Source organism: Nonomuraea sp. NPDC050547 (genome assembly GCF_044457345.1).
Lineage (GTDB): Bacteria > Actinomycetota > Actinomycetes > Streptosporangiales > Streptosporangiaceae > Nonomuraea.
Window position 1 is genome coordinate 124223 of the sequence record NZ_JBITGW010000002.1, and the last position, 26990, is coordinate 151212.

At 72.0% G+C, this 26990-nt stretch carries 25 protein-coding genes; 16 read left to right on the plus strand and 9 right to left on the minus strand.

The genetic code is table 11. The annotated features are described in order from the left end of the window. Positions 1-24 precede the first annotated feature (24 nt). The 5 genes from ACIBHY_RS05050 to ACIBHY_RS05070 form a co-directional block, all read right to left on the minus strand. The gene (locus ACIBHY_RS05050) at positions 25-492 is read right to left on the minus strand and encodes a GNAT family N-acetyltransferase (RefSeq protein WP_397255833.1); all 468 of its coding nucleotides are present in this window, start codon (positions 490-492) and stop codon (positions 25-27) included. Between the two features lie 66 nt (positions 493-558). Continuing rightward, a complete protein-coding gene (locus tag ACIBHY_RS05055; protein ID WP_397306002.1) occupies positions 559-1995 on the minus strand; it encodes a serine/threonine-protein kinase in 1437 nt (478 codons plus the stop codon). Next, the gene (locus ACIBHY_RS05060) at positions 1996-3462 is read right to left on the minus strand and encodes a serine/threonine protein kinase (RefSeq protein ID WP_397306003.1); all 1467 of its coding nucleotides are present in this window, start codon (positions 3460-3462) and stop codon (positions 1996-1998) included. Continuing rightward, positions 3462-5075: a serine/threonine protein kinase gene (locus ACIBHY_RS05065; protein WP_397306004.1), complete on the minus strand. Its 1614-nt coding sequence runs from the start codon at positions 5073-5075 to the stop codon at positions 3462-3464. The genes ACIBHY_RS05060 and ACIBHY_RS05065 overlap by 1 nt, the downstream gene beginning before the upstream one ends. Beyond that, positions 5076-6464, minus strand: a complete 1389-nt coding sequence (locus ACIBHY_RS05070) for a serine/threonine-protein kinase (RefSeq protein WP_397255825.1) — start codon at positions 6462-6464, stop codon at positions 5076-5078. A gap of 575 nt (positions 6465-7039) precedes the next feature. Between ACIBHY_RS05070 and meaB the strand changes: the two genes are divergently transcribed. The 6 genes from meaB (at position 7040) to ACIBHY_RS05100 (ending at position 12995) form a co-directional block, all read left to right on the plus strand. Beyond that, positions 7040-7999: a methylmalonyl Co-A mutase-associated GTPase MeaB gene (gene meaB, locus ACIBHY_RS05075; RefSeq protein WP_397306005.1), complete on the plus strand. Its 960-nt coding sequence runs from the start codon at positions 7040-7042 to the stop codon at positions 7997-7999. A 313-nt stretch (positions 8000-8312) separates the two neighbouring features. After that, positions 8313-8942, plus strand: coding sequence for a TetR/AcrR family transcriptional regulator (locus ACIBHY_RS05080; protein WP_397255821.1), 630 nt, complete (start codon positions 8313-8315; stop codon positions 8940-8942). Between the two features lie 2 nt (positions 8943-8944). Further along, positions 8945-9373 carry an acyl-CoA thioesterase gene (locus ACIBHY_RS05085; protein ID WP_397255820.1) on the plus strand — a complete coding sequence of 143 codons (429 nt, stop codon included), beginning with the start codon at positions 8945-8947 and terminating at the stop codon, positions 9371-9373. After that, positions 9367-9711 (plus strand): hypothetical protein, encoded by a 345-nt coding sequence (locus ACIBHY_RS05090; RefSeq protein WP_397306006.1) that lies wholly within the window; start codon positions 9367-9369, stop codon positions 9709-9711. The genes ACIBHY_RS05085 and ACIBHY_RS05090 overlap by 7 nt, the downstream gene beginning before the upstream one ends. 107 nt (positions 9712-9818) lie before the next feature. Next, complete coding sequence (locus ACIBHY_RS05095) at positions 9819-12044, plus strand: CehA/McbA family metallohydrolase (RefSeq protein WP_397306007.1); 2226 nt, start codon at positions 9819-9821, stop codon at positions 12042-12044. Positions 12045-12050: 6 nt separating this feature from the next. Beyond that, the gene (locus ACIBHY_RS05100; RefSeq protein ID WP_397306008.1) at positions 12051-12995 is read left to right on the plus strand and encodes an acyltransferase domain-containing protein; all 945 of its coding nucleotides are present in this window, start codon (positions 12051-12053) and stop codon (positions 12993-12995) included. Here ACIBHY_RS05100 and ACIBHY_RS05105 read toward each other — a convergent pair. After that, a complete protein-coding gene (locus ACIBHY_RS05105; protein WP_397306009.1) occupies positions 12992-13801 on the minus strand; it encodes a TetR/AcrR family transcriptional regulator C-terminal domain-containing protein in 810 nt (269 codons plus the stop codon). The two genes, ACIBHY_RS05100 and ACIBHY_RS05105, sit on opposite strands and share 4 nt — an antisense overlap. 87 nt (positions 13802-13888) lie before the next feature. On the opposite strand from ACIBHY_RS05105, the gene ACIBHY_RS05110 reads away from it, so the two are divergent. From ACIBHY_RS05110 to ACIBHY_RS05130, 5 genes are read left to right on the plus strand one after another with little or no spacing between them, the layout of a single operon-like run. Further along, positions 13889-15394 (plus strand): MFS transporter, encoded by a 1506-nt coding sequence (locus tag ACIBHY_RS05110; protein ID WP_397255810.1) that lies wholly within the window; start codon positions 13889-13891, stop codon positions 15392-15394. Beyond that, entirely contained in the window at positions 15378-15989 is a 612-nt protein-coding gene (locus tag ACIBHY_RS05115; RefSeq protein ID WP_397255808.1) for a TetR/AcrR family transcriptional regulator, read from the plus strand. The genes ACIBHY_RS05110 and ACIBHY_RS05115 overlap by 17 nt, the downstream gene beginning before the upstream one ends. After that, positions 15986-17053 carry an acyltransferase family protein gene (locus ACIBHY_RS05120; protein ID WP_397306010.1) on the plus strand — a complete coding sequence of 356 codons (1068 nt, stop codon included), beginning with the start codon at positions 15986-15988 and terminating at the stop codon, positions 17051-17053. The genes ACIBHY_RS05115 and ACIBHY_RS05120 overlap by 4 nt, the downstream gene beginning before the upstream one ends. Positions 17054-17094: 41 nt before the next feature. Beyond that, on the plus strand, positions 17095-17619 hold the full coding sequence (locus ACIBHY_RS05125; RefSeq protein WP_397255804.1) for a hypothetical protein: 525 nt from the start codon (positions 17095-17097) through the stop codon (positions 17617-17619). A gap of 57 nt (positions 17620-17676) precedes the next feature. Further along, positions 17677-18273: a phosphatase PAP2 family protein gene (locus ACIBHY_RS05130; RefSeq protein WP_397255802.1), complete on the plus strand. Its 597-nt coding sequence runs from the start codon at positions 17677-17679 to the stop codon at positions 18271-18273. Here ACIBHY_RS05130 and ACIBHY_RS05135 read toward each other — a convergent pair. Continuing rightward, a complete protein-coding gene (locus ACIBHY_RS05135) occupies positions 18261-20015 on the minus strand; it encodes an AMP-dependent synthetase/ligase (RefSeq protein WP_397306011.1) in 1755 nt (584 codons plus the stop codon). The two genes, ACIBHY_RS05130 and ACIBHY_RS05135, sit on opposite strands and share 13 nt — an antisense overlap. A gap of 70 nt (positions 20016-20085) precedes the next feature. Beyond that, positions 20086-20244, minus strand: a complete 159-nt coding sequence (locus ACIBHY_RS05140; protein WP_397255798.1) for a hypothetical protein — start codon at positions 20242-20244, stop codon at positions 20086-20088. 25 nt (positions 20245-20269) lie between these two features. On the opposite strand from ACIBHY_RS05140, the gene ACIBHY_RS05145 reads away from it, so the two are divergent. Beyond that, on the plus strand, positions 20270-20791 hold the full coding sequence (locus ACIBHY_RS05145) for a CGNR zinc finger domain-containing protein (protein WP_397255796.1): 522 nt from the start codon (positions 20270-20272) through the stop codon (positions 20789-20791). On the opposite strand, the gene ACIBHY_RS05150 is transcribed toward ACIBHY_RS05145, so the two are convergent. Continuing rightward, positions 20781-21989: an ROK family transcriptional regulator gene (locus ACIBHY_RS05150; RefSeq protein WP_397255794.1), complete on the minus strand. Its 1209-nt coding sequence runs from the start codon at positions 21987-21989 to the stop codon at positions 20781-20783. The two genes, ACIBHY_RS05145 and ACIBHY_RS05150, sit on opposite strands and share 11 nt — an antisense overlap. Positions 21990-22075: 86 nt before the next feature. Here ACIBHY_RS05150 and ACIBHY_RS05155 point away from each other — a divergent pair, with 86 nt between their 5' ends. The 4 genes from ACIBHY_RS05155 (at position 22076) to ACIBHY_RS05170 (ending at position 26954) form a co-directional block, all read left to right on the plus strand. Then, positions 22076-23434, plus strand: coding sequence for an extracellular solute-binding protein (locus ACIBHY_RS05155; RefSeq protein ID WP_397306012.1), 1359 nt, complete (start codon positions 22076-22078; stop codon positions 23432-23434). Continuing rightward, a complete protein-coding gene (locus tag ACIBHY_RS05160) occupies positions 23431-24330 on the plus strand; it encodes a carbohydrate ABC transporter permease (RefSeq protein ID WP_397306013.1) in 900 nt (299 codons plus the stop codon). The genes ACIBHY_RS05155 and ACIBHY_RS05160 overlap by 4 nt, the downstream gene beginning before the upstream one ends. 3 nt (positions 24331-24333) lie before the next feature. Next, a complete protein-coding gene (locus ACIBHY_RS05165; protein WP_379619778.1) occupies positions 24334-25143 on the plus strand; it encodes a carbohydrate ABC transporter permease in 810 nt (269 codons plus the stop codon). A gap of 227 nt (positions 25144-25370) precedes the next feature. Further along, positions 25371-26954, plus strand: coding sequence for an ABC-F family ATP-binding cassette domain-containing protein (locus ACIBHY_RS05170; RefSeq protein WP_397255788.1), 1584 nt, complete (start codon positions 25371-25373; stop codon positions 26952-26954). Positions 26955-26990: the final 36 nt, after the last annotated feature.

A 26990-nucleotide genomic window follows, 5' to 3' on the forward strand; every position in this document is an offset into this window, starting at 1 on the left:
CCCGATAGCGACAGATCGTCCGTCTCACCTTCCCGGAGGGCGGGTGCCTCCGGGAAGGTCGATCTGGTACTTGACGAAGCCCGGGTTGACGGCGACCTTGTCGTACAGGCGGCGGGCCGTGGTGTTGCCCTCCTGGGTGTGCCAGTAGACGCGGGCGCAGCCGTTGGCCCGCGCCCAGTCGGTGACCGCGGCGATCAGGGCCCGCCCCGCGCCCTTGCCGCGTACGTCCGGGGCGGTGAAGAGGTCCTGCAGGTAGCAGAGGTCGGTGTCGGGAGCCGAGGTGCTGCCGTGGACGAGGAAGTGGGTGATGCCCACCAGCCGTCCGCCGAGCCGGGCGCCGAGCGCGTGCAGCCGGGTGCCGGACTGGAACTCCTGCCATGCCCTGTCGTACATGCTCTGCGGCTCGGTGCGCCGGTAGAAGGCGATGTAGCCGCGGAACAGTTCCTCCCAGACGTCGCGATCCGAGGGCAGCAACTTCTCCACAGTGACCATGCACCGCAATCTACGGACGAAACCGCAGGTGGGGCATGGCCACTCGCGGCCCTTACCGCCCGACCACTACTCCTCGGGCCAGGGGGCGCCGTCGCAGGTGCTGAAGGTGAACGTCCGCGTCATGGCGTTGGGGGACAGCACCCGGAACCGCACCGTGTGCGGCCCGTCCGACCGGATGTGCGCGTACCCGAGCACCAGCTTCGTCGGCGCCGTCGCCGCGGCCTTGCCCATGTCGCGGCCGTCGAGGATCCACCGATAGGTGAACGGCGTCTTCTTGCCGGCGCTCACGGTGGCGGCGATGTTCGACTGCCGGTAGCAGTCGCCGGTCAGCAGTCCCTCCGACCGCAGGCTCACCGACCCCACCCGCCCGCGGGGCGCGGCCGGTGCGGACGTGGTGGGCTTCTGCGTGGGCTCGTCTGTGGCGGGCACGTCTGTGGTGGGCTTGGCGCTCGGGGTCTCCCGGGTACGGCTCGCCGCCGGCTTCGGCGTCCGGGACGGCTTGCCTGACTTCTTGGCCGTCGGCTTGGGCAGGCCCGAACTGCTCGGCGGAGGCGTGCTCCCGGACGGCAGCCCGAGCGGCGTCTGGGCGACCGGCCAGGAGATGCCGGTGACCAGCGCCGTCACCAGCCCGGAGGTCACCACGACCGCTCCCGCCGCCGCCCCGGCCACCAGCAGCGCCCGCCTCCTGCCATCCCCGCCGGAGGTGCGCGGCGCCGGGGAGTCCGCTCGCGGCCCCGCTTCAGAGGGCGCGCCGATGAGCTGGAGCAGGACCTCCTGCATCGCCGGGCGGTCGGCGGGGTTCTTGGCCAGGCAGCGGGTGACGATCGGGCGCAGGGGGCCCGGGAGGTCGCCGAGGTCCGGGTCGGCGTGCTGGATCCTGGTGATGACCGCGGGCAGGGAGTCGTTGCCGAACGGCGGCCTGCCCGTGGCGGCGTACACCATGACGCCGGCCCACGCGAACACGTCGGTCGCGGGGCCGACCCCCGTGCCGGCCAGCTGCTCGGGGGCCATGTAGGACGGGGTGCCGACGATGCTGCTGGTCATCGTCAGGGAGGCGCCGGACCGGGCGATGCCGAAGTCGATCACGCGGGGGCCGTCGCGGCCGAGCAGGACGTTGCCGGGCTTGAAGTCGCGGTGCACCACGCCCGCCCGGTGGATGGCCGCGAGCGCGGTGGCGGTGGCCACGGCCAGGCGTTGCAGTCCCGCCCCGCCGTGCCGCCCGGCCTCCGCCAGGGACGGCCCCTCCACGTACTCGGTCACGATGTACGGCCGGCCGCCGGTCGAGGCGTCCAGCACCTGCGCCACGCAGAACGGCTCCACCCGCCGCAGCGCCGCCACCTCCCTGGCCAGGCCGTCCCCGCCCTCGCGCAGCACCTTGACCGCGACCTTGGCGCCGTCCGGCGCCTGCCCCAGGTAGACCACGCCCTGGCCGCCCTCGCCGAGGCGGCCGGTCAGCCGGTAGGCGCCGATGGCCCGTGGGTCGTCGGGACGGAGCGGCCGCATCTACGACGTCGCGCACATCGTGAACGACACGGACGCGGAGCCGCCGCCGACGACCCTGTACGCGGCGGTGTGGGGGCCGTCGGACAGGGAGAGCCGGCGTTTGGAGAAGACGTAGTCGCTGCGGCTGCCGTCCGGGAGCTTGCCGGAGCCGGTCTCGATGACCTCGCCGTCCACGATCCACTGGAAGGAGTAGCGGGAGCCGGGGACGGTGGAGTCGATCCCGGCGCCGAAGTTCATGGAGCCCACGTAGCAGGTGCCCTCGTCCTTGATCTTGGACGCGCCCTGGGAGCGTACGTAGGCCACGGTGAACCGGGCGGCCTTGGTGGGTGTGGGGCGCTTGGTGGGGGTTCGGGTGGGGGTGGCCCTGGTGGGGCTCGGGCGTACCGGGGCGCGGGTGGCGGTGGGGCGTACCGGAGTGCGGGTGGGCGTCGGCCGGGCGGTCTTGGTAGCCGGTGCGCTCGCGCGGGTCGGGCCGTCGGCTGGTTTCCGGGTCTTGCCCTTGCCGCTCTTCGACACCTCTCCCGAGCCGGGCTGGAGTGCCAGCGTGGTGGGCTGTCCGGCCAGGGTGACCTTCCACACGACGGCGGTCCCCGCGGTCAGCACCAGCGCGGTGGCCACCGCCGCCCCCGCCAGCACCGGTACCCGGATCCGCCGGGGCCCGCCGCCGGCCCGCCGTTTCCGGCTCGCGGCCGCCTGGGCGGTCGCGGGGCTGCCTGCCGTACCTCTGCCGGATGGGCCGCCGAGCAGACGGAGCAGGACCGCCTCCATGGACGGGCGGGCGGCCGGGTCCTTGGCGAGGCACGCGTAGACCACCGCGCGCAGATGCTCGGGCAGGTCGCCGAACTGGGGTTCGTTGTGCAGGATGCGGTTGATGATCGCGGGCAGTGTGTCGCTGCCGAACGGCGGCGTCCCGGTCGCGGCGAACACGATCACCGACGCCCACGCGAACACGTCGGCGGCGGGCCCGACGCCCGCGCCGGCCAGTTGCTCGGGGGCCATGTAGGCGGGGGTGCCGACGACGCTGCTGGTGACGGTCAGGGAGGTGCCCGCGCGGGCGATGCCGAAGTCGATCACGCGGGGGCCGTCACGGCCGAGCAGGACGTTGCCGGGCTTGAAGTCGCGGTGCACCACGCCCGCGCGATGGATGGCCGCGAGCGCGGTGGCGGTGGCGACGGCCAGGCGGTCGAGGTCGGCGCCGCCGTGCCGTCCGGCCTCCGCCAGCGAGGGCCCGTCCACGAACTCGGTCACGATGTACGGCGTGCCGCTCGCCGACGCGTCCAGCACCTGCGCGATGCAGAACGGCTCCACCCGCCGCGCCGCCGCGATCTCCCGCTCGAAGCCGCCCTCGCGCAGCACCTTGACCGCGACCGGGGTACCGTCCGGCGCCACGCCCAGATACACCACGCCCTGCCCGCCCTCGCCGAGCTTCCTGACGATGCGGTACGGCCCCACGCCCGGCGGTGTCACTAGTCCTCCATCGAGCAGACGCTGAACGGCATCGACCTGGCCGCGCTGCCCGGCGCGGTGACCTTGAGGGTGACGTTGTGCCCGCCGGTGTCGAGCATGTACTGGTGCGCCAGGGCCGGAGCGGTGAACTCACCCTTCGGCACCCAGGTGCGGTTGCGGTGCTTGACCTGCCCGTCGACCACCCACGCGTAGCTGATCCACACCTCCGACCTGCTCGACTCCAGCGAGCCCGAGAACCCGACCGGCGGCATGTAGCAGCTCGCCGTATGGTCCTGGCCGGGGCCGCCGTGCAGGTCGATGCCGAGGACCCGGACCCTGGCGGCGGCCGGCGCGGGCTTCTTCGTGGTCCGCACGGGGGTGGGGGTGGTGCGTTCGGGCGTGGGGCTCTGGGTGGTGCGCTCGGTCGACGGCTTCGGCCTGGGGGTCTGTTTCGGGGTCTTCCTGGGGGTGGGCCTGCGGGTGGTCTTGGCGGGGCGCGGGGTCTTGCCGCCGTTCGCGCTGGGTGTCGAGGTGTACGGCGCGGCGGCCGCCCACAGCCCCGAGCCGCCGCCGAGCCAGGTCAGCCCCGACACCAGGCCGCCGGCCACCACGACGGACCCGGCCGCGGCCAGCGGCACCACGAGCGCGGCCCTGACCGGCTTGCGGAGCCGTACCCGGTCGCTGGCCTGATCGCGACGCGCGCCGGGATCGGTAAGCGGGCCGGCTTGGGCACGCTCCCACGCGGGGCCCGCGTGTCCCCGCGCCGGGCCCTGGACTTCAGGGCCGGGGCGCTGGTCGCCGCCGAGCAGGCGTAACAGGACCGCGCGCATCGGCGGGCGCGCGGCGGGGTCCTTGGCGAGGCAGTCGTACACGACGCCGCGCAACTGCCGGGGCAGCTCGCCGAGCTGGGGTTCGTTGTGCAGGATGCGGTTGATGATCGCGGGCAGTGTGTCGCTGCCGAATGGCGGCGTCCCGGTCGCGGCGAACACGATCACCGACGCCCACGCGAACACATCCGCCGCCGGCCCCACGTCGTGCCCGGCCAGCTGCTCGGGCGCCATGTAGGCGGGCGTGCCCACGATCCCGCTGGTCGCGGTGGCCGCCGCGTCGATCGCGCGGGCGATGCCGAAGTCGATGACCCGCGGCCCGCCCGGCCCGAGCAGCACGTTGGCGGGCTTGAAGTCGCGGTGCACCACACCGGCCTCGTGGATCGCCGCCAGCGCGGTGGCCGTCGCGACCGCGAGCCGCTGCAGGTCCGCGCCGCCGTGCCGCCCCGCCTCGTGCAGCGACGGGCCTTCCACATACTCGGTCACGATGTACGGCCTGCCGTACCCCCGGCCGGGGACGCCCTGCCCGGGACGGTGCCGCCGGCCGGGGCCCGGAGCGTCGCCGAGAGAGGCGTCGAGGACCTGGGCGATGCAGAACGGTTCCACGCGGCGCGCGGCCGCGATCTCCTTCGCGAAGCGGTCGTCGCCGCCCAGCCCGCCGCGCAGCACCTTCACCGCGACCGGGGGGCCGTTGTCGGCCTGCCCCAGGTACACGACGCCCTGGCCGCCCTCGCCTAGCCTGCCGACCAGTTGGTAGGGACCGACGGCGGCGGGGTCGTCGGGACCGAGTGGCGCGAGCGTGCCCATCTACTCCGTCCCCACCGGGCACACCTCGACCGCGATCGACTCGCGGGCCGTCACCGGCGAGGTGACGCGCAGGGTCACGGTGTGCCGTCCGGGGAGCGTGATGGCGGGCGGCGGGACGACGGCGCGGGTGCGCGCCTCGGTGATGTACGCCGTGCCGCGCCGCGCCACCTGCCCGTCCACGATCCAGGCGTAGCGGAAGCGCACCGGCCAGCGGGTTCCCTCGACGAGGCCGCTGATCACGGTGTCGCCCACCTGGCAGTCGCGGGTCTGGGCGGTTCTGACGCCTTGGGCGCGTACATACAGGACCCGGATCGTGCCGGCATCCCGCGTGGAGGAGGCGCTGGGGGAGGGCAGGCTGGAGGTGCCGGGGGAGGGCGTGCCGGTCGCGCGCGGGTGGCGGACGCGGGTCTTGGCCGGCTTCGGGCTTGAGGAGGACGCGGAGGCCGGCGTCACCGTCGTGACCACGGGGCCGGCGTCGCGGCGGGGGTCGGAGGTGAGCCAGACGATCGCCCCTGACAGGGCCAGCACCATCACCCCGGACACGCCGGCGATCAGCGCCCGCCGTACCCCTCGGCGGGCGGGTGAGCGGCCCGCCTTCGCGGCCGGGAGCGGCTGCTCACCACCCAGCAGTTGCAGGACGACCTGCCGCATGGCGGGGCGGAGCCCGGGATCCTTGGCCAGGCAGCCCTGCACGATCGCGCGCAGCGGCTGAGGCAGGTCGCCCAGCTCGGGCTCCTCGTGCAGGATCCGGTTGATCACCTCGGGCAGCGTGCCGTCGCCGAACGGCGGCTTGCCCGTCGCGGCGAACACCACCGTCCCCGCCCACGAGAACACGTCGGCGGCGGCCCCGGCGCTCTGCCCCGACAACTGCTCCGGCGCCATGTAGGCAGGCGTCCCCACGACACCGCCCGCGCTCGGCGTGTGGTCGTCACCGGCCAGCCCGAAGTCGACCACCCTCGGCCCGCCAGGACCCAGCAGCACGTTGGCCGGCTTGAAGTCCCGATGAACCACGCCCGCCTGATGGATCGCCGCCAGCGCGGTCGCGGTCGCGTTGGCCAGCCGCTGCAGCTCGGCGCCGGTGTGCCGTCCCGCCCGCCGCAGGGGCGGCCCGTCCACATACTCACTCACGATGTACGGCCGGCCGGCGAACGAGGCGTCCAGCACCTGTGCCACGCCGAGTGGTTCCACGCGGCGGGCGGCGGCGATCCGCTCGGCGAGGCGGTCGTCCCCTGTCCGGCCTTCGCGCAGCACCTTGACCGCGACCGGCACGCCGTTCCTGGCCTGGCCCAGATAGACCACGCCCTGACTGCCGGCGCCGAGCCGCCCGACCAGGCGGTAGGGTCCCACCACCGCCGGATCGCCCTCGCGCAACGGTTCGACGTGCGGCATGAGGGGAGTGACTCCTGTGACGGCTGAGATGAATCTCCAGAGACCCTAGCGCGTAGAGACACGATTTGTCGGAACTTAGTCCGATAAACACGTAAACACCCCCCACCACCAGCCCAAACACCCCACCATCCCGAACCCCACCCCAAGAGCCTCCGCCCCGCGGCCCCCTGTTGCCCCGAAAGGGCACCACCCGCCCGCACCCCGCAAGACCGGCGGCGACCCACCCCACCCCCACAGAACCGCCCCACAGAACCGCCCCACAGAACCGCCCCACAGAACCGCCGCCAACAGAACTGCCCCCGCAGGGCTGCCCCCGCAGGGCCGCCCCCGCAGGGCCGCCCCCGCAGGGCGGCGCGCCTTGGAGGGCACCGCCCCCTCGGAGGGCGCTGTCCTCCGGAGGGTGGCGTGCCTGCGAGACCGGTGGGTGGTTTGCCGTGTGCCCTTGTGGAGGGGCGTCGCTGGAGCGCGGTGTGGCTGCGAGGTCGGTGTCCAGGCTGGGTTGGGGGTTGGGGGTTGGGGGTGGTGGGGTGTGTGGGGTTGGGTGGGTGGGGGTGGGGAAACGTACGATCGGGGGCATGCGGTCGGTCGAGGACTATGTCGAGGGTGTGAAGGCCGGGTCCCGGACCTGGATCGGGCGGGCGATCACGCTGGTGGAGTCCACGAAGAGTGACCATGCGCGCATGGCGCAGGACGTGCTGGTCGCGCTCACCCCCCTCGCCGGGCGGACGTGGCGGGTCGGGGTGTCCGGGGTGCCGGGGGTGGGGAAATCCACTTTCATTGATGGGTTCGGGACTTTGCTCACCGAGACGGGGCATCGGGTGGCGGTGCTGGCCGTTGATCCCTCCTCCACCCGGACGGGTGGCAGCATCCTGGGGGACAAGACGCGGATGGGGCGGCTGGCGGCTGATCCGCAGGCCTATATCCGGCCTTCCCCCACTTCGGGGACTCTCGGGGGAGTGACCAAGGCGACCAGGGAGGCCATGGTCGTGGTGGAGGCCGCCGGGTACGACGTGGTGCTCGTCGAGACGGTCGGCGTCGGCCAGTCGGAGACCGCCGTCGCGGACATGGTGGACAGTTTTCTGCTGCTGAGCCTCGCGCGTACCGGGGACCAGCTCCAGGGCATCAAGAAAGGGGTGCTGGAGCTGGCCGACGTGATCGCCGTGAACAAGGCCGACGGGGAGCACGAGATGGCGGCGCGCAAAGCGGCCAGGGAACTGGCCGGGGCGTTGCGCATGCTGCGTTCGGAGGGGCCGCCGCCTCCGGTCCTCACCTGCAGCGGGCTGACCGGCGCCGGGCTGGAGGAACTGTGGCAGCAGATCGGCGCCCACCGGGAACGGGTGGACGTGGCGGCCAAGCGCCGCGCCCAGCAGGTCCGGTGGACGTGGACCTTGGTCCAGGACCGCCTGCTGGCCGAGTTGCGCGCCGACCCCGAGGTGGCGGCGCTCACCAAGGGGGTCGAGCGCGAGGTACTGGCCGGCGAACTCACCCCCGCCCTGGCCGCCGACCGCCTCCTGGCCGCCTTCAAACGCCGCTGACCGCCCCGCCGTAGCCGCCCCACCCCCAAAGCGCCCGCAAACCCACACGCCACCTGCCCTCACGCGCCGCCGCCCTCGCGCGCGCCGCCTGCCCTCGGGCCCACGCGCCGCCGCCTGCCCGCCCGTGCGTGTGCCGCCTGCCCGCCGTGGGTGTGCTGCCCGCTCCAGCGACAAGGCTCGCGCGGGCCCGCTTGTTTCCGAGGGCGCCGCTCCGGATGTGCCGCCGCGCGCACGAAACGCTGTCACAGGCCGTGCTCCGGGGCGCTCGGAACCGGAAAACAAAACGACCGGTCGTTCGTATATAGTCGAGCCCATGACCGATGGACGCAGGCTGCGTGGGCAGCGCAGCAGGGAGGCGATTCTCGAACGCACCGTCGCCCTCGCCTCCGTGGACGGGCTCAGCGGCCTCACCCTGGGACGGCTGGCCGAAGAGTCCGGCATGAGCAAGTCGGGCTTCTTCGCTCACTGGCGTGACAAGGAACAACTCCAGCTGGACGCCGTCGACTGGGCCGCTCGCCAGTGGGTGGACCACATCGTCCGCCCCGCCATGCGCGCTCCCGCCGGCGTGCGCCGCCTGTTCGCGATGCACGAGGCCCGCCTGCGCTTCTACGAGGACGGTGTCCTTCCGGGCGGCTGCTTCTTCTTCGTCGCCCAGGCCGAGTTCGACGACCGTCCGGGCAAGGTGCGCGACCGGGTGGCCAAGGCGATGGCCGACTGGCTCAACGCCGTACGCGCGATGGCCGGCGAAGCCGTCACCCTGGGCGAGCTCGAGGCCGGCACCGACCCCGGCCGCCTCGCGTTCGAGATCAACGCCCTGGGTGAGGCGACCGTCGTCCATGCCCGGCTGATCGATCCGGCCGAGGCCTACTCCTACTCCCGCGCCGCCGTCCTGCAGCGCCTGCGCGGACTCGCCACCGACCCCTCGCTTCTCCCGGAGGATTGACCGTGACCCAGTTCAAGCCCGTTCAGGTGCACTTCGACGACCTCGATGCCATGGGCCTGCTGCACAACTCCCGCTACGCCCTGCTCGTCGAGCGCGCCGTGTCCGCCTTCTGGACCGAGGCGGGCTGGCGGTTCGACCCGGCGCTGTCGAAGTTCAAGGACGTCTACATGGTCGTGCGCGAGTTCAAGATCGTGTACAACTCGCCGGTGATGGGCGCGGGCGACGTGCTCGTGGAGTTCTGGATGGAGCGCATGGGACGGACGTCCGGCGTGTACGGCTTCCGCGTCCTGTCGGCCGACAAGACGGTGGTCCACGCCGAAGGCCACCGCGTGAACGTCAACCTCGACTCCACCACCCTGCGGCCCACGCCGTTCTCCCCGGAGATCCGCGAGGCGGCGGCCGTCCTGATGCGCGAGCCCGCCGCATGCTGAGCACCCGCTGGCTGCCCGGACCCCACGTGCCCGGCGACACCGCGGTGGTGGTCAGCGAGACCGCCTTCCAGCTCAACCGCGCCATCGATCTGCCGCGTGCCTGCTGGGTCGGCTGGCGGTTGAGCCGGTTGTGGCCGGAACTGGAGGGCGCCGTGGCGTTGCGGCTCTGGGCGGACCCGCTGCGGCGCCGTATCGGATCGGTGTCGGTGTGGCGGGAGGGCGCCGATCTCGACCGGTTCGTACGGCTGCGCGCGCACGCCGACATTGTCCGCGCCTACCGGGGCAAGGGCACGCTGACGACCAGGACGTGGGAGAGCATCGGTGTCCCCGGTGGGTGAACTATCCATCGCCGGGTGAAATATCGCTACTCGTTTCCGCACGGGCGGCTACCCAGAGGTGTGGCGTGTGTCACGATGGCGCGCAGTCGACGACGGGGAGACCGCACATGTGTGATGACCCGATGCTGCCCGAACCGGTCGCGGGGGCCCTGCGAGAGTACGGCGGGCTGCTCGGCGAGCACGGCATCACCTGGGGCGAACCGGAGATCCACTACGTCAAGCTCTTCGCCAGAAGGCGCGTGCTCCCGCCCGAACTCCAGGGCCGTTTCTGGCGGGTGGCCTTCGGCCGCCTGGCCGCCCGTTACCCCGGCGAACCGCTGGAGGGCCTCGGCGCCCGCCTGGCCGAGCCCGACTACGACGAGATCCTGCGCGACACCCTGGAGGGAGAACTCCCCGCCCACGCCGCCGCCCTCCGCCTCACCCCCGGAGGCCCGGTACTCGACGGCACCCCCCGGGTAATCCTCCGCGGGAAAGAAAAGAGCCACAGGGAAGAGGACGCCCGCTGGGGAGAGAACGGGCGCGACGAAGAGGATGGCCGCGAGGCAGAGCGCGGCCGGGGGAAAGAAGACCGAGGGGGAGAGAACGATCGCGGGGGAGAGGGCGGCCGCGGGGAAGGAGACGACCGCGGGGGAGACGCCGACGTCAGAGTTCCGCTCCTGGTGGACTCGCGGCGCCCCGACCAGGGCGCCGACCCGGTCACCGTCCGCATCGGGAGCTTATGTCGCGAAATATCACCTCAAGGTGCTTGGCTGACCGAGATCACCCCCACCACCGAGGTCACCCTCGACGGCACCCCGGTGGACACCACACCCCTGTTCAGAGTCGCCGAGGCGGCCAGGGTGAGGCTCCGCTCGCCGTACCCCTGCCGCTGGAGTGTCACCGGCGACGGCGGCCAGGGCTGGTTCCCGACAGGCGTCCCGCAGCGCCATGACTTCCACGGCCGCCCCTACTTCCACGGCGACGACCTCACCCTCGACGTCCCCGCCGAACCCCTGACGATCACCGCCACCCGCGGCATGGAGTACGACCAGGCCCGCACGGAGCTCATCCCCCGCCCTGGCCACGACCACCAGGTACGGCTCACGCCGCACCGCATCTACCACGCGGCCGCCCGAGGATGGTACGGCGGCGACCTGCACACCCACCTCAACTGGGCCGGTGACCTCGTCGCCGCCCCCGCCGACGCCGCGGCCGCCCAGCACGGCGAGGACCTGCACGTCCTGAACCTGCTGGCGGGCAACGTCTCCGGCGCCCGCGTGTACGACCGCGAGGCGCTGGCGCACTGGATCGGCCGCGCCCTGCCCTGGTCCGACGCCACGCACATCGCCAGGATGGGCGCCGAGTACCGCAACGACCTGCTCGGCCACGCCTACGCCTTCGGCCTGACCGCCGAGCCCGGCCGTCTGCACACCGGCTTCGACGGCGCGCCCGACTGGCCGCCGAACGCCGCCGCCCTGGCCGGGTTGCGGCGGCTCGGGGCGCTGCTCGGTTACAGCCACCCGTTCGGCCAGCCGGTGCGCGACGACGATCCGGCGAAGGCGTTGTTCGGGCCGGTGGCGCGGGACTGCTCGGCCAGCGCGCTCGTCGCCGACGCCGCGCTCGGCCTGGTCGACAGCCTGGACGTGCTCACCCACGCCTCGATCCCGGCCACGGCGGCCGTCTACCGCCGCCTGCTGGGCGCGGGGAACCGGCTGGCCGTCACCGCCGGAACCGACACGATGATCTCCTTCACCCGCTCCGACAACCAGTCGAACCCGCCCGGCTGGGGCCGCGTCTACGCCCGCGTGGACGGGGCGCTCACCGCGGAGTCGTTCGCCGCGGCCGTGCGGGCCCGCCGTACGTTCGCCACGACCGGTCCGTGGCTGGAGCTGTCGGTGGACGGCCACGGGCCGGGCGCGACCGTCGCCGCGGAGCCGGGCGGGCGGCTGTCGGTCACCGCGACCGCGATCGGCCCCGAGGTGTCGGCGGTGCGCATTCGCACCGCCGACGGGGTGCGCGCGGGCGCCGGACGGCTCGGCGGCGGTGACGACGCCCTGACCGTCACCGTCGAACTCGACGTCCGCGAGCCCACGTACGTGCTGGCCGAGGCCCTGTGCGAGCCGCACCCGCGCACGCTGACCGCCACCGGGTACGCCCTGACCAGCCCCGTCCACGTGGACGTCGGCGGCAGGCAGGTGGCGCGCGGCTCCGACGTGCGCTGGTGCCTGGACTGGCTGGACCTGCTGGAGGACCTGGTCAGAACCCACGCCAGGCTGGACGCGCCGGGCCAGCTGGAGGACCATCTGGAGCTGATCGAACGGGCCAGGGAGGTGTACAGAACCCGGCTAGGCTGATCGCCGATGGACATCAAGAACCTTCTGCGCGAGCACCCCGCGTGGCTCGCCCACCTCGAGTCGCTGGGCGGCTTCGAGGCCCGCCCGCCCGCGCCCGGCGACCTGCTCGGCGAGCTGATGCGGCTGACGGTCCCGCACGAGGACGTCGCCGGGGTGATCACCAGCGCGCCGGAGCCGGGCACGCCGCAGTGGTGGTTGCTCGAACGCTGCGTGCACTCCCTGGTCTCCGCCATCGACGTGCGCGACGACCCGCCCTTCTTCCCCGACCTGCCCGAGCTGGGGCCGTACTTCTATGTGCACGTGTTCATGGCGGCGCTGCCGTACACGCGGGAGTTCCACCGCGCGCGCGGCATCCCCGAGGAGGTGTCGCACGAGACGCTCGCCGACATCGGCCGCAACATGGCCGTGCACCGCAAGCGGCACGGCGGGCCGGGGCTCCACGCGCCGTTCTGGTACATGGCGCACGTGCGCGGGATCCTCTACCAGCTGGGTCGGCTGCAGTTCGCCCGCGACCGGATGGCCGGCCGGACCCTGGAGGCGGTGCGCGCGGCCGGGGTGCCGGTGGGCGAGGACGGCCGGACGCTGGGGCTGCACATCCCCGACTTCTGCGGGCCGTTCCCGCCCTCGGCCTGCGCCGACTCCCTGGAGCGGGCGCGCGCCTTCTTCCCCAAGCACTTTCCCGAAGAGGACTACCCGGTGGTGACCTGCAGTTCGTGGCTCCTGGACGACCAGTTCGCCCAGTACCTCCCGGCGAGCTCGAACATCATGTCCTTCCAGCGCCGCTTCCGGCTGCTGCACCGCTTCGAGACCAGCGGGATGATGGACTTCGTCTTCGGCGCGGACGCCAAGGCCGATCCGCTGCCGCGCCGTACCAGCCTGGAGCGCGCGATCGCCGACCACCTCGCCGCCGGCGGCACCTGGTACGGCCGCGTCGGCTGGCTGCCCCTCTAGACGGTCTCCACGAAGGCGGCCAGGCCGTCCAGCATGATCCTGAGGTTGACCGCGAAGATCTCCTCCAGGTCGGCCAGGACGTCCGGGCTGTCGCGCAGCGCGCTCTGGCGCGGGTAGCGGTCGGCGCCCAGCTCCTCGTAGACGGCGGGCACGGTCACCGCGCGCCACTGGCCCAGCGAGATCCCACCCCGCCGGTCCGCGGTGACCTCGCTCACCCGTAGCAGCGCCAGCCCTTGCACGAGCCCGCTGATGCCCAGGTAGAGGCGGTGGGTGGTCACCGGGTCCAGGCCCAGGCCGTCGAACGCGCCGAGTCCGCGTTCGAAGCGGGCCAGCAGGCTCGGGACGAGCGGCGGCCGGACGGTCGCGATCACCTCCAGCAGCCACGGGTGCGCCGAGTAGAGCTCCCACTCCCACCGGGCCGCGGCCTCCAGCTCGGCCCGCCAGCCTCCCGGGACCGGGGGCCCGGAGTCCAGGCCGTCGGCGAAGACGGCCTCGACCATGAGGTCGATCAGCTCGTCCTTGCCCTCGAAGTAGTTGTACAGCGACATCACCTTGACGCCGAGCGCGCTCGCCACGTGCCGCATGGACAGGCTCTCCAGGCCGTCGGCGCCGGCGATCCGCACGGCCGTGCGCACGATCAGCTCCCTGGACAGGACCGCCTCGCCGCGCTGCTCCCGCGCCGGCGCCGCGACCACGGACCGGCGTGCCCGGTAGGCGCGGGCCTGGCAGGAGCGGGAGCAGTACAGAGGTCTGCGGCCCCGCCCGGGAAGCACGAGTTCCTTCCCGCACCGTGCGCAGGTCGCCATTTCATCACACCCTTTTTCCGTGACGAAATGATATCACTCACCTGCAAAAAGCCGATAGGAAGGGCATTACGTACATCGTAAGGAGGAATGATGGAAAAGGCGGGCCCGCGGGAATGGGCGGGGCTGGCGATCCTCATGCTGCCCGTCCTGCTCATCTCGGTCACGGTGACCGTGCTGTTCTTCGCGCTGCCGGCGCTGACCGCGGAGTTGGAGCCGAGCGGCACGCAGCAGTTGTGGATCGTGGACGTCTACGCGTTCCTGCTGGCCGGGCTGCTCATCCCGATGGGCCATCTGGGCGACAGGATCGGCCGCAGGCGGCTGCTCCTGCTGGGCGCGGTGGCCTTCGGTCTGGCCTCCGCGGCGGCGGCGTTCGCGCCCCATGCCGACGTGCTCATCCTCGCCCGCGGCCTGCAGGGCGCCGCCGCGGCCACGCTGATGCCGCCGACGCTCGCGCTCATCCGGGTCCTGTTCGCCGACCCGCGGCAGTTGCGGATGGCGATCGCCGTCTGGGCCGCGGTCTTCACGCTCGGCAGCGTGGCCGGGCCGGTCGCCGGAGGGTGGCTGCTGGAGCATTTCTGGTGGGGATCGGTCTTCCTGGTCAACGTGCCGATCATGCTCGTGCTGCTGGTGCTCGGCCCGCTGCTGCCGGAGTACCGCGATCCCGCTCCCGGCCGGTTCGACCTCGCCGGCGGGGTCCTCGTCCTGCTGGCCGCGCTGCCCCTGGTGTACGCGGTGAAGAAGGCCGCCGAGCAGGACTTCTCCGTGACCGTGTGGGCCGCCGCCGCGGTGGGAGCGGTGTTCGCCGTGCTGTTCCTGCGCGGGCAGCGCGCCCAGGCGGACCCGATGATCGATCTGACGCTCTTCCGGCGGCCCGGCTTCGGCCTGTCGCTGGCCGCCGCCACGCTCGCGGTCTTCGCCCTGGTCGGGACGTTCTACTTCCTCACCCAGTACCTGATGTCGGTGCTCGGCATGCGGCCGATCGCCGCCGGGCTCATGATCGTGCCGGCCGCCGTCAGCGCGGCCGCCGGATCGGTGCTTGGGGCGGGCCTCACCCGGTGGCTGCGGCCCGGCAGCGTCATGGGGTCGGGGATGGTCTGCGGGGCGGCCGGGTTCCTGCTGATTGCGGGGCTGGGCGCCGAGGCGGACCTGCCGCTGCTGTTCGGCGGGCAGGTCCTGCTGGGCTGGGGCATCGGATCGGTCCAGGCGCTCGCCTCCGGCCTGGTTGTCTCCACGGCGCCGCCGGAGAAGGCCGGATCGGCCTCAGGCCTGTTCGAGTCGGCCACGGAGTTCGGGCAGGCGCTCGGCGCGGCCGTACTCGGCAGCATCGGCATGGCCGTCTACCGCGCGGCGCTCGCCGCGTCCATGCCGCCGGAGGTGCCCGCCGGGCAGGCGGCGGTGGCCAGGGAGACGCTGGGCGGCGCTCTCGCCCTCGACGCCGGTACGGCACTCGCCGCCGCGGCCCGCGCCGCCTACGTGGACGGCATGCGCACGGCGGCGCTGGCCGGAGCCGTCGTCATGCTGACCATGGGCGTTCTCGTCCTGCGCGCGCTCTGGCCGCGTGTGCTAAATTCTGGCCATGCGGTCAGAAAATAAGCCGACCGGCCAACGATCGTTCATCGAAGAGGCCAGGCGGACGCAGATCATCGCCTCGGCCATCGAGGTCCTGGCCGAGGCGGGATGGGCGGGCGCGTCGCTGGCGAACATCGCCAAGCACGCCGGCATCAGCAAAGGCGTCATCTCCTACCACTTCGCCGGCAAGGACGAGCTGATGGAGGAGGTCGTCGAGCAGGTCTACGCGCAGATCGCCGAGTACGTGCTGGCGAAGATGCAGGGCGAGAAGTCCGCCACCGAGCTCCTGCGCACCCACGTCCTGGCGGTCGCCGAGCACATGCGCGGCAACCGTTCCCGGCTGAAGGCCATCGGCGAGATCTTCCACAACCTGCGCGGCCCGGACGGCGGAGCCCGCTACGGCCCGCAGACCAACGAGGAGATCTACCAGGCCCTGGAGCTGGTCTACAAGCTCGGCCAGGACACGGGCGAGTTCCGCGCCTTCGACCGGCGCGTCATGGCGGTCACCCACTCCGCCGCCGTCGACGCCATGTTCACCTACTGGGTGGTCATCCCCGGCCACGACCTCGACACCCACGCGCGCGAGCTGGCCGACCTCCTCGAAAGGGCCGTCAAGTGAAGACCGAGACCCGCACCAGGCTGCCGGCCGTCGACAACCTGCGCGTCGTGCTGACCGCGCTCGTCGTCGTCCACCACGTCGCCGTCACCTACGGCAACATCCCCGCCTGGTACGTCTTCGAGAAGGCGCGGGACGGCTCCGGCGTCGCCCTGGACCTTCTGGTCATGTTCAACCAGGCGTTCTTCATGGGGTTCTTCTTCCTCATCTCCGGCTTCTTCGCCCCGCGCTCCTACGACCGCAAGGGCCCGGGACCGTTCATGCGCGACCGGCTGAAGCGGCTCGGCATCCCGCTGCTGGCCTACCTGCTGTTCCTGCGGCCCGTCGCGCTGGCCGGGATCTACGACGGCTCCATGCCGTACTGGCACTTCTACATCGGCTCCTGGGACCCGGGACCGATGTGGTTCGTGGAGGTCCTGCTGGTCCTGACCGGCCTCTACGTGCTGTGGCGCCGCTCCGGGCGGCAGATCGAGGAACGGCGCGGCACGCCGACCTTCCGCGCGATCGCGCTGTTCGTGACCGGGCTGACGCTGGCCGTCTTCGCCTGGCGGTTCCTGGTGCCCGTGGGGCAGTACTGGCCGGTCGCCGGCCTGCCCACGCCCTCCTACCTGCCGCAGTACGCCTCCATGTTCGTCCTGGGCCTGATCGCCTACCGGCGTGGCTGGTTCGAGACGCTGCCCAGGCCGGCGGCAAAGTACGGGTTCATCGCCGCCGGTGTCGCCTCGGCGGTGCTGCTGCCCGCCGGGATGTGGACCACGGGCTGGGCCGCCCAGCTCGGCACGGCGGCGTGGGAGTCGGTGTTCGCGGTCTCGATGGTCATCGCGCTCAGCGTCTGGTTCCGCGAACGCTTCAACCGGCAGGGCCCGTTCGGCAAGTTCCTGGCCGACCAGGCGTTCACCGTCTACATCATCCACCCGCTCGTGCTCGTCGGCGTCAGCACCCTGCTGTCCGGGCTGGCGGCGCCGGCCATCGCCAAGTTCGCGCTCGTGGCGGCACTGGCGCTGCCGATCTGCTGGGGTCTGGGCTACCTGGTGCGCTCGATCCCCGGCGCCAACCGGATTCTCTGAGCGGGCGGGAACCCCGGGCGGCCGGGCGGTGTATCCGGGACATGAGACGCACGCTCCTCGCCGCGACCGCCCTGCTGCTGAGCGGCTGCGCTGCCGCCACCGGCGGCACCCTGCCCTCCACCGTGCCCGAGCCTCCCGGCCGGCGCGTCTGCGCGGGCGCCAACCAGCCGGACTTCGACGCCGGCCTCGCCGGCCGCGTCGTCGTCTCCGGCCCGTCCGCGCTGCTCGCCTTCGGCCTCGCCCCGCCCCCGAGCGCCCAGCCGTCCGGGGGCGGGCGGCCGGTGCGCGGCTTCAAGCTCGCCGTCCGCGCCGAGCCGGGCGCCGACTTCACCGTCACGACCCGCACGGCCGGCACCGCCCTGCTGTTCGACCGCGCGAAGTACCGCCGCGACAACACCTACACCCTGTCCGACGGCACCCCCTCCTACCGCTTCACCGGCTGCGCGGACCAGCGCGCGCTGTGGGTGGGCAACGTCCTGACCACCGGCCCGACCAAGGTCGAGCTCTCCATCCGGTACGGCGCCGCCGACCACCCCGTCACCGTCACCGCCTACACCGGAAAGTGACACCCGCCGCCCGCTCCCACGCGTGACCCCGGGCGGCGATTGGGCAGTATGGGGTGTATGCGACTCCGCTCCCGCCTGCACCGCTGGGACAAACGCCTGTTCAAGGCCGTTGCCAACGCGCACCTGCCCGGCCTCGAAAGCGTCCTGCCCCCGCTGTCCAATGCGGCCAACAACGCCGTGCTGTGGGGCCTGATCTCGGGCGGGCTCGCCTTCACCGGCAGGCGCAGGCTGCGCAGGGCGGCCACCCGCGGCCTGCTGGCCATCAGCGTGGCCAGCCCGCTGGCCAACATCGCCGCCAAGCGGGCCTTCAACCGCAAGCGCCCGCTGGCCGACTTCCTGCCGCTGGCGCGGGTGCTGAGAACCCCGTCGTCGACCTCGTTCCCCTCGGGCCACTCGGCCACGGCCGCCGCCTTCGCCACCGCGGTCGCGCTGGAGGCGCCCCGGCGGATCAGCGTGCCCGTCGGGGTGGTGGCGGGGGCGGTCTGCTTCTCCCGCGTGTACACCGGCGTGCACTACCCGGGCGACGTGCTGGCCGGGGCGGCCATCGGGGTGGCCGCCGGGCTGTTCACCCGGCGGCTGTGGCCCGACGTGGGCGAGGCCGTACCCGTGCTGAGGAAGGCGCGCCCGGAGCGTGCGGACGGTCAGTCGGAGTAGAAGCCGTCCAGCACCTTGCCGTGATGCTCCTCGACGACCTTGCGCTTGATCTTGAGGCTGGGCGTCAGCTCCCCGGTCTCCACCGTGAAGTCGCCGGCCAGCACGGCGAACTTCTTCACCGTCTCGTAGCTGGCCAGGCTCGCGTTGATCTCGTCGATCGCCTTCTGGACCTCCGCGCGCATCCTCGGGTGCTCGCGCAGCGCCTCGGCGTCGGCGGGCAGGTTCTCGGCCTCGGCCCAGGGCCGCACCACGTCCATGTCGAGCGTGACCAGGGCGGTGCAGTAGTTGCGCCGGTCGCCGTGGACGAACACGTGCGACAGGTACGGGCAGGCGGCCTTGATCCGGCCCTCCAGGTAGGTGGGCGCGACGTACTTGCCGCCGGAGGTCTTGATGAGCTCCTTCTTGCGATCGGTGATGCGCAGCCGGCCCTGGTCGTCGAGTTCGCCGATGTCGCCGGTGTGCAGCCAGCCGTCCTCCAGCGCCGCGGCGGTGTCCTCGGGCAGGCCGTGGTAGCCGCGCATGATGCCGCGCCCGCCGATGAGCACCTCGCCGTCCTCGGCGATCTTCACCGTGGTGCCGGGCAGGGGCGGGCCCACGGTGCCGAACCTGACGGTGGCGGGCCGGTTGAGGAAGCTGCCGGCCGACGACTCGGTCAGGCCGTAGCCCTCCAGGATGGTCAGACCGGCGGCGTCGAAGAACTCGGCGATGTCCTGTGACAGCGGGGCCGCGCCGGAGATGAAGAAGCGGATGCGCCCGCCGAAGCGCTCGCGCAGCTTGGCGAAGACGAGCCGGTCGGCCAGGCGGTACTCGAAGCCGGTGGTGACCGGGATGGACGCGCCGCGCTGGCGGGCCCGCACGACGCGTACGCCGGTGGCCTTCGCCCAGGTGAAGATGCGCAGTTTGAGGCCGCCCTCGTTGCGCATGTTCGCGGCCACCGTGTTGTGGATCTTCTCGAAGATGCGCGGCGCGGCGGCCATGAAGGTGGGCCTGAGTACGCCCATGTTCTCGGCGATCTTGTCGAGCCGGCCGTCGAGGGCGGTGGGCACGCCGCAGTCGATCATCACCACCTCCAGCAGCTTGCCGAAGGAGTGCGACAGCGGCAGCCACAGGAAGTGCAGGTCGTCGGGGCCCAGCAGGCCGAGTTCGCGGACCGAGGCGGCGGCGAACAGCCAGTTGTCGTGGGTCAGCTCCACGCCCTTGGGCCGCCCGGTGGTGCCCGAGGTGTAGATGAGCGTGGCCAGGTCGTCGGCGGAGATGGCCTCGACCATGGCGTCGTAGTCGCCCTCGCCGGCCACGTCGGCCAGGGGAACCACCCAGCCGTCGTCGGCGGCCGTGCCGTCGATGACCACGACGTGCCGGACGTCGGGCAGCTTCTCGCGCACCGAGCGCAGTTTGGCGACCTGGGCGTCGTCCTCGGCGATGACGAGCGTGCTGCCGGAGTCGGTGATCACGAACGCGGACTCGTCGGCGGTGTTGGACGGGTAGATCGTCGTGGTGGCCGCGCCCGTGGACAGCACGGCCAGGTCGGCCAGGATCCATTCCAGGCGGGTGGAGCACAGCAGCGCCACGCGCGTGCCCGGCCCCGAGCCCAGCCCGGCCAGGCCGAGGGCCAGCTCGCGCACCCGGTCGCCGGCTTCTCGCCACGACAGGGACGTCCAGCCGCTCTCGGACGGCGTGCGGTAGGCCTCGGCGTCCGGGGTGGCGTTGACCCGGTCGCGCAGCAAGGCGGGAATGCTGGACATACCTGACCTCCTGAGGGGGGTGTTGGTGCCGACAATAGGACGAACACCCTCGGAGAGTCGATGGTGCCGGTCAGTCACATCCCACGCGTGTCGCGGCGATCGCGACATCCGCCCCGCCGCTCGCACGCACCTCCCAGGCCCCGCATTCACAGCGGAAGTAGGCGACCAGGCCCTCGGACGTGCGATGGGAGGAGACGGCGGTCAGTTCGTGCAGATGTGTGGAGCGCATGGCTCCAGCCTGATGTAATGAGCTTGTGCATTTCAACGCTTACGGAGGCAACGGGGCGGCCCTGTCCGCCGACCTGGTCAACACCGCCGACTACTCACCCGGCGCGCTGACGGCGATCCTGTCCGCGAACGCGATGCTGCGCGCCGAGCTCACCCCGGCCCAGGCCCGGGAGCTGGAGCTCTGGGCGGGCCGGCTCGGCCCCGTCTTCGGCGAGCGCGACCAGGAGACCCAGATCGCGCTGGTCAACGACCTGCTGAAGATGACGGCCGCGACGCCGTACGTCAGCGCGCACGACGGCAGGAAGCCGCACCTGCACTTCTTCGCCATCGACGCCGACATCGTCAGCCGGGCCAAGGACACCACCGCCGGCGGGCTGGCCATGGCCATCTCCTTCTCCGACGGCCGCCGCCTGGGCCGCTGCGACCGCGAGGGCTGCCCGACCGTCTACGTCGACACCTCGCGCAACGGCCGCCGCCGCTTCTGCTCGCTGGCCTGCGCCAACCGGGTCAACGTGGCCAACCACCGGGCCCGCCGGGTCACTCCCTGACCAGGCGGTCCAGCCGCGGCGCGTAGGTGACGTGGAAGACCAGCGACGCCGCGCCGATCGCCGCCGCGTCCGCGGCGATGGGGGAGACCTCCACACGTACGGCCTGCAGCCCCCTGGCCAGCACCCGGGTGGAGACCGCCCGCCCGATCACGTCCCGGTAGAGCCCGCCCAGTTCCCGCACCGCCGGCCCGCCCAGCACGAGCAGGTCCACGTCGAGCATGTTGACGATCGAGACGGCGGCGTCGGCCAGCCGGTCGGCCGCCTCGGCGGCCACCGACAGCGCGAGCGGGTCCCCGGCGGCCGCGGCGGCGCACACGGCCGCGTGGCTGAGCCGCCCGCGCGTCAGCACCGACTCGGCGCCCAGCGCCAGGCGCTCCCTGGCCGTGGCCACCATCGCGCTCGGGCAGCACAGCGCCTCCACGCAGCCGCGGTTGCCGCAGTAGCACTCGGGCCCGTCCGGCATCACGGTGACGTGGCCGAACTCGGCGGCGTTGAGAGTGCGGCCCCGGTAGACCTGCCCGTCGAGGAACAGCCCGCCGCCGATGCCGGTGCCCAGGTACAGGTAGGCGAAGCTGGGCACGGCGCGGGCCAGGCCCGCCCAGCGCTCGCCGATCGCCGCCGCCGTGGCGTCGTTGTCGACGGTGACCGGGTAGCCGACGTGGCGTTCCAGCAGGCTCCTGATCGGGACTCCGTCCCAGCCGGGCAGGCGCGGCGGGGTGACGATGACGCCGTCGGGGTCGAGCGGGCCGGGGGAGGCCAGGCCCACGCCGAGCACCTTGTGATCCGGTACGCCGGCCTCCTTCAGCAGGCGGCGGGCGGTACGGGCCAGCGTCCTGACCACGGGCTCCGGCTCGGCCCCGCGTACCGGGCGGTGGAGCTTGACCAGCGGGCGGCCGGCCAGGTCCGCGAGCACGTAGGAGACCTCGCCGGGGTCGAAGTGGATGCCGACCGCGTACCCGGCGGCCGGGTCGACGCGCAGGATCGTGCGGGGCTTGCCGCCGGTGCCGGGCGCGGAGCCGTCCTCGACGACCAGCCCGTCCTCCAGCAGTCTGCGGACGATGACGGAGACGGTCTGCGGCGTCAGCCCGGTGATGCCGGCGATCTGGACCCGGCTGATGCCGTCGGAGGCCTGGACGGCCTCCAGCACGACCGCCCGGTTGTAGGTGCCGACCTTGGGCAGGTTGGTGCCCATCTGCATGAGCTCAATCTCACACGAAGGCGTTGACTCTGTAAATCAATTTGATTTACCTTCGCGGTTAACCGGCGACATAGGGGAGTCCCCCGATGAAACGTGTCCTGATCGCCTCCATCCTCGTCATCGGCGTGGCGGCCTGCGGCTCCGGAACGAAGGAGCCCGCCGCCGGCGGCGCCAAAGAGCTCGAAGTCCTCTACAAGGTCGAAACCACCTGGCCGTACCTGGAGAAGATGCTCCAGAACGCCAAGAAGCAGTACGAGGCCACGCACAAGGGCGTGACGATCAAGCTGACCCCGGTGCAGGGCAACAACGAGGCCTACTACACCAAGCTCGCGCTGCTCAACCGCTCCGCCGACTCCGCGCCCGACCTCTACTACCACGACACCTTCCAGGTCAACGCCGACGTCGCCGCGGGCAAGCTGGCCCCGCTCGACGCCTACCTCGGCTCCTGGCCCGACTGGGGCACGCAGTTCCCCGACTCGGTCAAGCAGGCGGCCAAGGGCGGCGACGGCAAGATCTACGGGGTCCCGATCAGCACCGACACCCGCGGGCTCTGGTACCACAAGGACGTGCTGGCCAAGGCCGGCATCGCCGTACCGTGGGAGCCCAAGACGTGGGCGGACGTGCTCACCGCGGCCCGCGCGATCAAGCAGAAGGCCCCCGGCGCCATCCCCTTCAGCATGTACTCCACCAAGATCCATGGCGAGGCCGCCACCATGCAGGGCTTCGAGATGCTCCTGTACGGCACGCCCGCCGGCACCCTCTACGACCAGACCCAGAAGAAGTGGATGGCCGCGGGCAAGGGCTTCACCGACTCCCTGGCCTTCATCAACACGATCTACCGCGAGAACCTCGGCCCCAAGCTGTCCGACGCCCACAACGCCAAGCTGAACGACAAGCACACGCTGGAGTGGTTCCCGCAGGGCAGGCTCGGCATCCTGCTCGACGGCGCCTGGACCCCCTCGGCCTGGAAGCCGACCGGCACCAAGCCGTGGCCCGACTGGACGCGGAAGATGGGCTGGACCCGGATGCCGACCCAGAACGGCCAGGCGCCCGGCGCGGTGAGCATGTCGGGCGGCTGGGTGATGGCGATGAGCTCCTACACCCCGCACAAGAAGGAGGCCTTCGACTTCATCACCACCGCCACCAACAAGGAGAACTCGATGCTCTACTCGGTCGGCACCGGCGACCTGGCCACGCGCAAGGACGTCGCCGCCGACCCCGCCTACAGCGCCGACAACCCGTCGGTGAAGTTCTTCACCGACCTGGCCGAGGTCACCCACTACCGCCCGGCCTTCGAGGAGTATCCGAAGGTCTCGGCCGAGGTTCAGGAGGCCATGGAGGCGGTCACCACCGGCGCGCGCGGCCCCGAGGAGGCGGCCAAGGCCTACTCCGACACCCTGCCCGGTGTCGTGGGCGGCCCCGGCAAGGTCGTCGCGGGCGGATGACGGCCACCGCCTTTTCCCGGCCGGTGGCACGGGGCCCGTCGGGCAGGCGGCGCGCCCTGCGCCGGCTGGCGCCGCTCGGGCCCGCGCTGGTCCTGCTGGTGCTCTTCCTGGCCGGCCCGATCCTGTGGAGCCTGTACGTCGCGTTCACCAACGAGACGCTGTCGGGCACGAACTCGGTCAGCCCGAGCTTCGTCGGCCCCGCCAACTTCGTGCGCATGTTCGGCGACGCCGACTTCGTCAACTCCTTCACGCTCACCTTCGCCTTCGTGGTCGGCTCGGCCGTGGTCGGGCAGAACACGCTCGGCCTGATGATCGCGCTGCTGCAGCGCGGGCGCTCGCGGGCCACGCGCAGCGTCGTCAACGGCGTGGTGATCGCGGCGTGGGTGATGCCCGAGGTCGTCGCGGCGCTGTGCTGGTTCTCCTTCCTGGCCGAGGAGGGCACGCTCAACACGCTGACCGGCATCGGACAGGAATGGCTCTACACCGCGCCGATGGTCGCGGTGATCCTGGCCAACGTCTGGCGGGGGACCGCGTTCTCGATGCTGGTGTACTCGGCCGCGCTGTCGGAGGTGCCCGCCGAACTGGTCGAGGCGGCGGCCGTCGACGGCGCGGGCACCTGGCAGCGGCTGTGGCACATCACGCTGCCGCTCATCCGGCGCTCGATCATGGCCAACCTCATGCTGATCACCCTGCAGACGCTGGCCGGCTTCGGGTTGATCTACACCCTGACCGGAGGCGGGCCGGGCAACGCCAGCCAGACCACGCCGCTCTACATGTACGACAAGGCGCTGCGCTACGGCGAGATCGCCTACGGCTCGGCCATGGCGCTGGTGATGCTGGTGATCGGAGCGCTGTTCTCGCTGGTGTACCTGCGGCTGATCAAGGTGGAGGACTGAGGCATGGGCCGACTCGCCGCCCGGATCGCGCTGCTGGTGGTGGCCGTGTCGTTCGCGGCGCCGTTCCTGTGGGTGGTCATCGCCTCCGTCCAGCCGGGCGCGGGCCTGTCGGCCCAGCCCACGGGGGAGTTCTCGCTCGGCAACTTCCAGGCGGTGCTCACCTGGGAGACCACGATCCTGCCGGTGATCAACTCCATCGTGATCTCGGCGGGGACCGCGCTGATCACCGTGCTGGTCGCGGCGCTGGCCGCCTACCCGCTCTCCCGCTACGAACTGCGCTACAAGCGCTCGTTCATGCTGACGCTGCTGTTCACGACCGGGCTGCCGCTGACGGCGATCATCGTGCCGGTCTACTCGATGTTCTACCGCTTCAACCTCTACGGCTCGGTGCCGGCGATGGTGCTGTTCCTGGCGGCCAGCGCGCTGCCGTTCGCGATCTGGCTGATGAAGAACTTCATGGACGGCGTACCGGTCGGGCTGGAGGAGGCGGCCTGGGTGGACGGGGCCGGATGGGTGCAGTCGCTGGTACGCGTGGTCGGCCCGCTGATGGCGCCGGGCATCGCCGTGGTCGGCATCTTCGTCTTCGTTGGCCAGTGGGGCAATTTCTTCGCCCCCTTCGTGCTGCTGGACGAGCCGGAGGAGGCGCCGGCGGCGGTCACCATCTACACGTTCTTCTCCCAGTACGGCCAGGTGGCCTACGGCGAGCTGGCCGCGTTCTCGATCATCTACACGGCCCCCGCGGTCGTGCTCTACGTGGCGGTCAACAAGTACCTGGCCGGAACGTTCAATCTCGGCGGCGCGGTCAAGGGCTGAAAGGAGCTTGCGGCGAAATCTTGGGCCGCCTACACTTTTTCACGTCTTATCACCTAGCCCAGGGGGCAGCTGACGTGAGGGTTTGAGGTCGCGGGCACCGCGCCGTTCCGCCCTGTCGTGGGCACGCGCGCAACCTGGACCTCTGGCGTTCCGCCACCTCACACGGGCGTTTCGCGGTGTTTCCCGCCAAGTCACGACTTTTCGATCTTTGTGATGGGAGCCACCTCATGTCTTTTTCCGTGGTCATCGACCGCGTCTCCTACGGCTGGGCCGACGGAACGCTGGTGCTCGACCGGCTCGAAACCGCCTTCCCGGCGGGACGCACCGGGCTGATCGGCGCCAACGGGTCGGGCAAGTCCACCCTGCTCAAGATCCTCGCCGGGGAGCTTCGGCCCACCGGCGGCGGCGTGAGCCTGTCCGGCCGGGTCGGCTACCTCGCGCAGAACCTCACCCTGCGCCGGGAGTCCACCGTCGCCGGCCTGCTCGGCATCGCCGGGGTCCGGGCGGCGCTGCACGCCATCGAGTCCGGCGACGTCGCCGTCGCGCACTTCGAGACCGTCGGCGACGACTGGGACGTCGAGGAACGGGCACGCGCCGAACTCGACCGGCTCGGCCTGGACCACGTCGGCCTCGACCGCACCGTCGGCACGCTGTCCGGCGGCGAGGTCGTCATGGTCGGGCTGGCCGCGCAGTTCCTCAAGAACCCCGAGGTGCTGCTGCTCGACGAGCCCACCAACAACCTCGACCTCCAGGCCCGCGAACGGCTCTACGCCGCCGTCGCCTCCTGGCCCGGGGTGCTGGTGATGGTCAGCCACGACCGCGCCCTGCTGGCGCTCGCCGACCAGATCGCCGAGCTCCGTGAGGGCCGGGTACGCGTCTTCGGCGGCAACCTGGACGACTACGAGCGCATGCTCGCGGCCGAGCAGGAGAGCGCCGAGCGGACGGTACGCGCGGCCGAGGCGGACGTGCGCAGGCAGAAGCGCGACCTCGCCGAGGCGCACGTCAAGCTCGACCGCCGGGTCCGCTACGGCAACAAGATGAGCGCCCGGAAACGGGAGCCGAAGATCATCATGAACGCCCGCAAGCGAGAGGCCCAGGTCTCCGCGGGCAAACACCGGATCATGCACACGGAGAAACTGGAGGGAGCCCTCGACCGGCTGACCGAGGCCGAGCAGGCCGTCCGCGAGGACCGCGAGGTCCGCATCTCGCTGCCCGAGACCGCCGTGCCCTCCGGGCGGGTGGTCCTGGACCTGCCGCTGGAGCACGCCGTCCGGCCGGACGGCGGGGCCGTACTCGAAAGGCTGCTCGTGCAGGGGCCCGAGCGGATCGCGCTGACCGGTGCCAACGGCTCGGGCAAGACCACGCTGCTGCGGCGGATCGCCGGGCAGGGCGCCCTGGTGCCCTCCCGGTACCTGCCGCAGCGCCTCGACCTGCTGGACGAGGACAGGAGCGTGCTCGACAACGTGCGTCTCCTCGCCCCGGACGCCGGGGTCACCGAGGTGCGCTCGCGGCTGGCCAGGTTCCTGTTCCGGGGCGAGCGGGTGCACCAGCCGGTGTCCACGCTGTCGGGCGGCGAGCGCTTCCGCGCGACGCTGGCGGCGCTGCTGTCGGCCGACCCGGCGCCGCAGCTGCTGCTGCTGGACGAGCCCACCAACAACCTCGACCTGGCCAGTGTGCGGCAGCTCACCCAGGCGCTGTCGGCCTACCGGGGCGCGCTGATCGTGGCCAGCCACGACCTGCCGTTCCTGCGGGAGCTGGGCATCACCCGCTGGTTGCGCCAGGACAGGGAGCATGGCCTGTCGGAATCGTGAATTGACGCAAGGGGATCAACCGGGCAATAGTGTGGC

What these genes read in the sequence shown, in the direction of transcription:
- ACIBHY_RS05070 (WP_397255825.1), bottom strand. Translation starts at nt 6,464, where the DNA reads ATGCCGCACGTCGAACCGTTGCGCGAGGGCGATCCGGCGGTGGTGGGA.
- ACIBHY_RS05115 (WP_397255808.1), top strand. Translation starts at nt 15,378, where the DNA reads ATGCGGTCAGAAAATAAGCCGACCGGCCAACGATCGTTCATCGAAGAG.
- ACIBHY_RS05095 (WP_397306007.1), top strand. Translation starts at nt 9,819, where the DNA reads ATGTGTGATGACCCGATGCTGCCCGAACCGGTCGCGGGGGCCCTGCGA.
- meaB (WP_397306005.1), top strand. Translation starts at nt 7,040, where the DNA reads ATGCGGTCGGTCGAGGACTATGTCGAGGGTGTGAAGGCCGGGTCCCGG.
- ACIBHY_RS05160 (WP_397306013.1), top strand. Translation starts at nt 23,431, where the DNA reads ATGACGGCCACCGCCTTTTCCCGGCCGGTGGCACGGGGCCCGTCGGGC.
- ACIBHY_RS05100 (WP_397306008.1), top strand. Translation starts at nt 12,051, where the DNA reads ATGGACATCAAGAACCTTCTGCGCGAGCACCCCGCGTGGCTCGCCCAC.
- ACIBHY_RS05170 (WP_397255788.1), top strand. Translation starts at nt 25,371, where the DNA reads ATGTCTTTTTCCGTGGTCATCGACCGCGTCTCCTACGGCTGGGCCGAC.
- ACIBHY_RS05055 (WP_397306002.1), bottom strand. Translation starts at nt 1,995, where the DNA reads ATGCGGCCGCTCCGTCCCGACGACCCACGGGCCATCGGCGCCTACCGG.
- ACIBHY_RS05140 (WP_397255798.1), bottom strand. Translation starts at nt 20,244, where the DNA reads ATGCGCTCCACACATCTGCACGAACTGACCGCCGTCTCCTCCCATCGC.
- ACIBHY_RS05080 (WP_397255821.1), top strand. Translation starts at nt 8,313, where the DNA reads ATGACCGATGGACGCAGGCTGCGTGGGCAGCGCAGCAGGGAGGCGATT.
- ACIBHY_RS05165 (WP_379619778.1), top strand. Translation starts at nt 24,334, where the DNA reads ATGGGCCGACTCGCCGCCCGGATCGCGCTGCTGGTGGTGGCCGTGTCG.
- ACIBHY_RS05155 (WP_397306012.1), top strand. Translation starts at nt 22,076, where the DNA reads ATGAAACGTGTCCTGATCGCCTCCATCCTCGTCATCGGCGTGGCGGCC.
- ACIBHY_RS05090 (WP_397306006.1), top strand. Translation starts at nt 9,367, where the DNA reads ATGCTGAGCACCCGCTGGCTGCCCGGACCCCACGTGCCCGGCGACACC.
- ACIBHY_RS05065 (WP_397306004.1), bottom strand. Translation starts at nt 5,075, where the DNA reads ATGGGCACGCTCGCGCCACTCGGTCCCGACGACCCCGCCGCCGTCGGT.
- ACIBHY_RS05150 (WP_397255794.1), bottom strand. Translation starts at nt 21,989, where the DNA reads ATGCAGATGGGCACCAACCTGCCCAAGGTCGGCACCTACAACCGGGCG.
- ACIBHY_RS05050 (WP_397255833.1), bottom strand. Translation starts at nt 492, where the DNA reads ATGGTCACTGTGGAGAAGTTGCTGCCCTCGGATCGCGACGTCTGGGAG.
- ACIBHY_RS05125 (WP_397255804.1), top strand. Translation starts at nt 17,095, where the DNA reads ATGAGACGCACGCTCCTCGCCGCGACCGCCCTGCTGCTGAGCGGCTGC.
- ACIBHY_RS05130 (WP_397255802.1), top strand. Translation starts at nt 17,677, where the DNA reads ATGCGACTCCGCTCCCGCCTGCACCGCTGGGACAAACGCCTGTTCAAG.
- ACIBHY_RS05135 (WP_397306011.1), bottom strand. Translation starts at nt 20,015, where the DNA reads ATGTCCAGCATTCCCGCCTTGCTGCGCGACCGGGTCAACGCCACCCCG.
- ACIBHY_RS05110 (WP_397255810.1), top strand. Translation starts at nt 13,889, where the DNA reads ATGATGGAAAAGGCGGGCCCGCGGGAATGGGCGGGGCTGGCGATCCTC.
- ACIBHY_RS05105 (WP_397306009.1), bottom strand. Translation starts at nt 13,801, where the DNA reads ATGGCGACCTGCGCACGGTGCGGGAAGGAACTCGTGCTTCCCGGGCGG.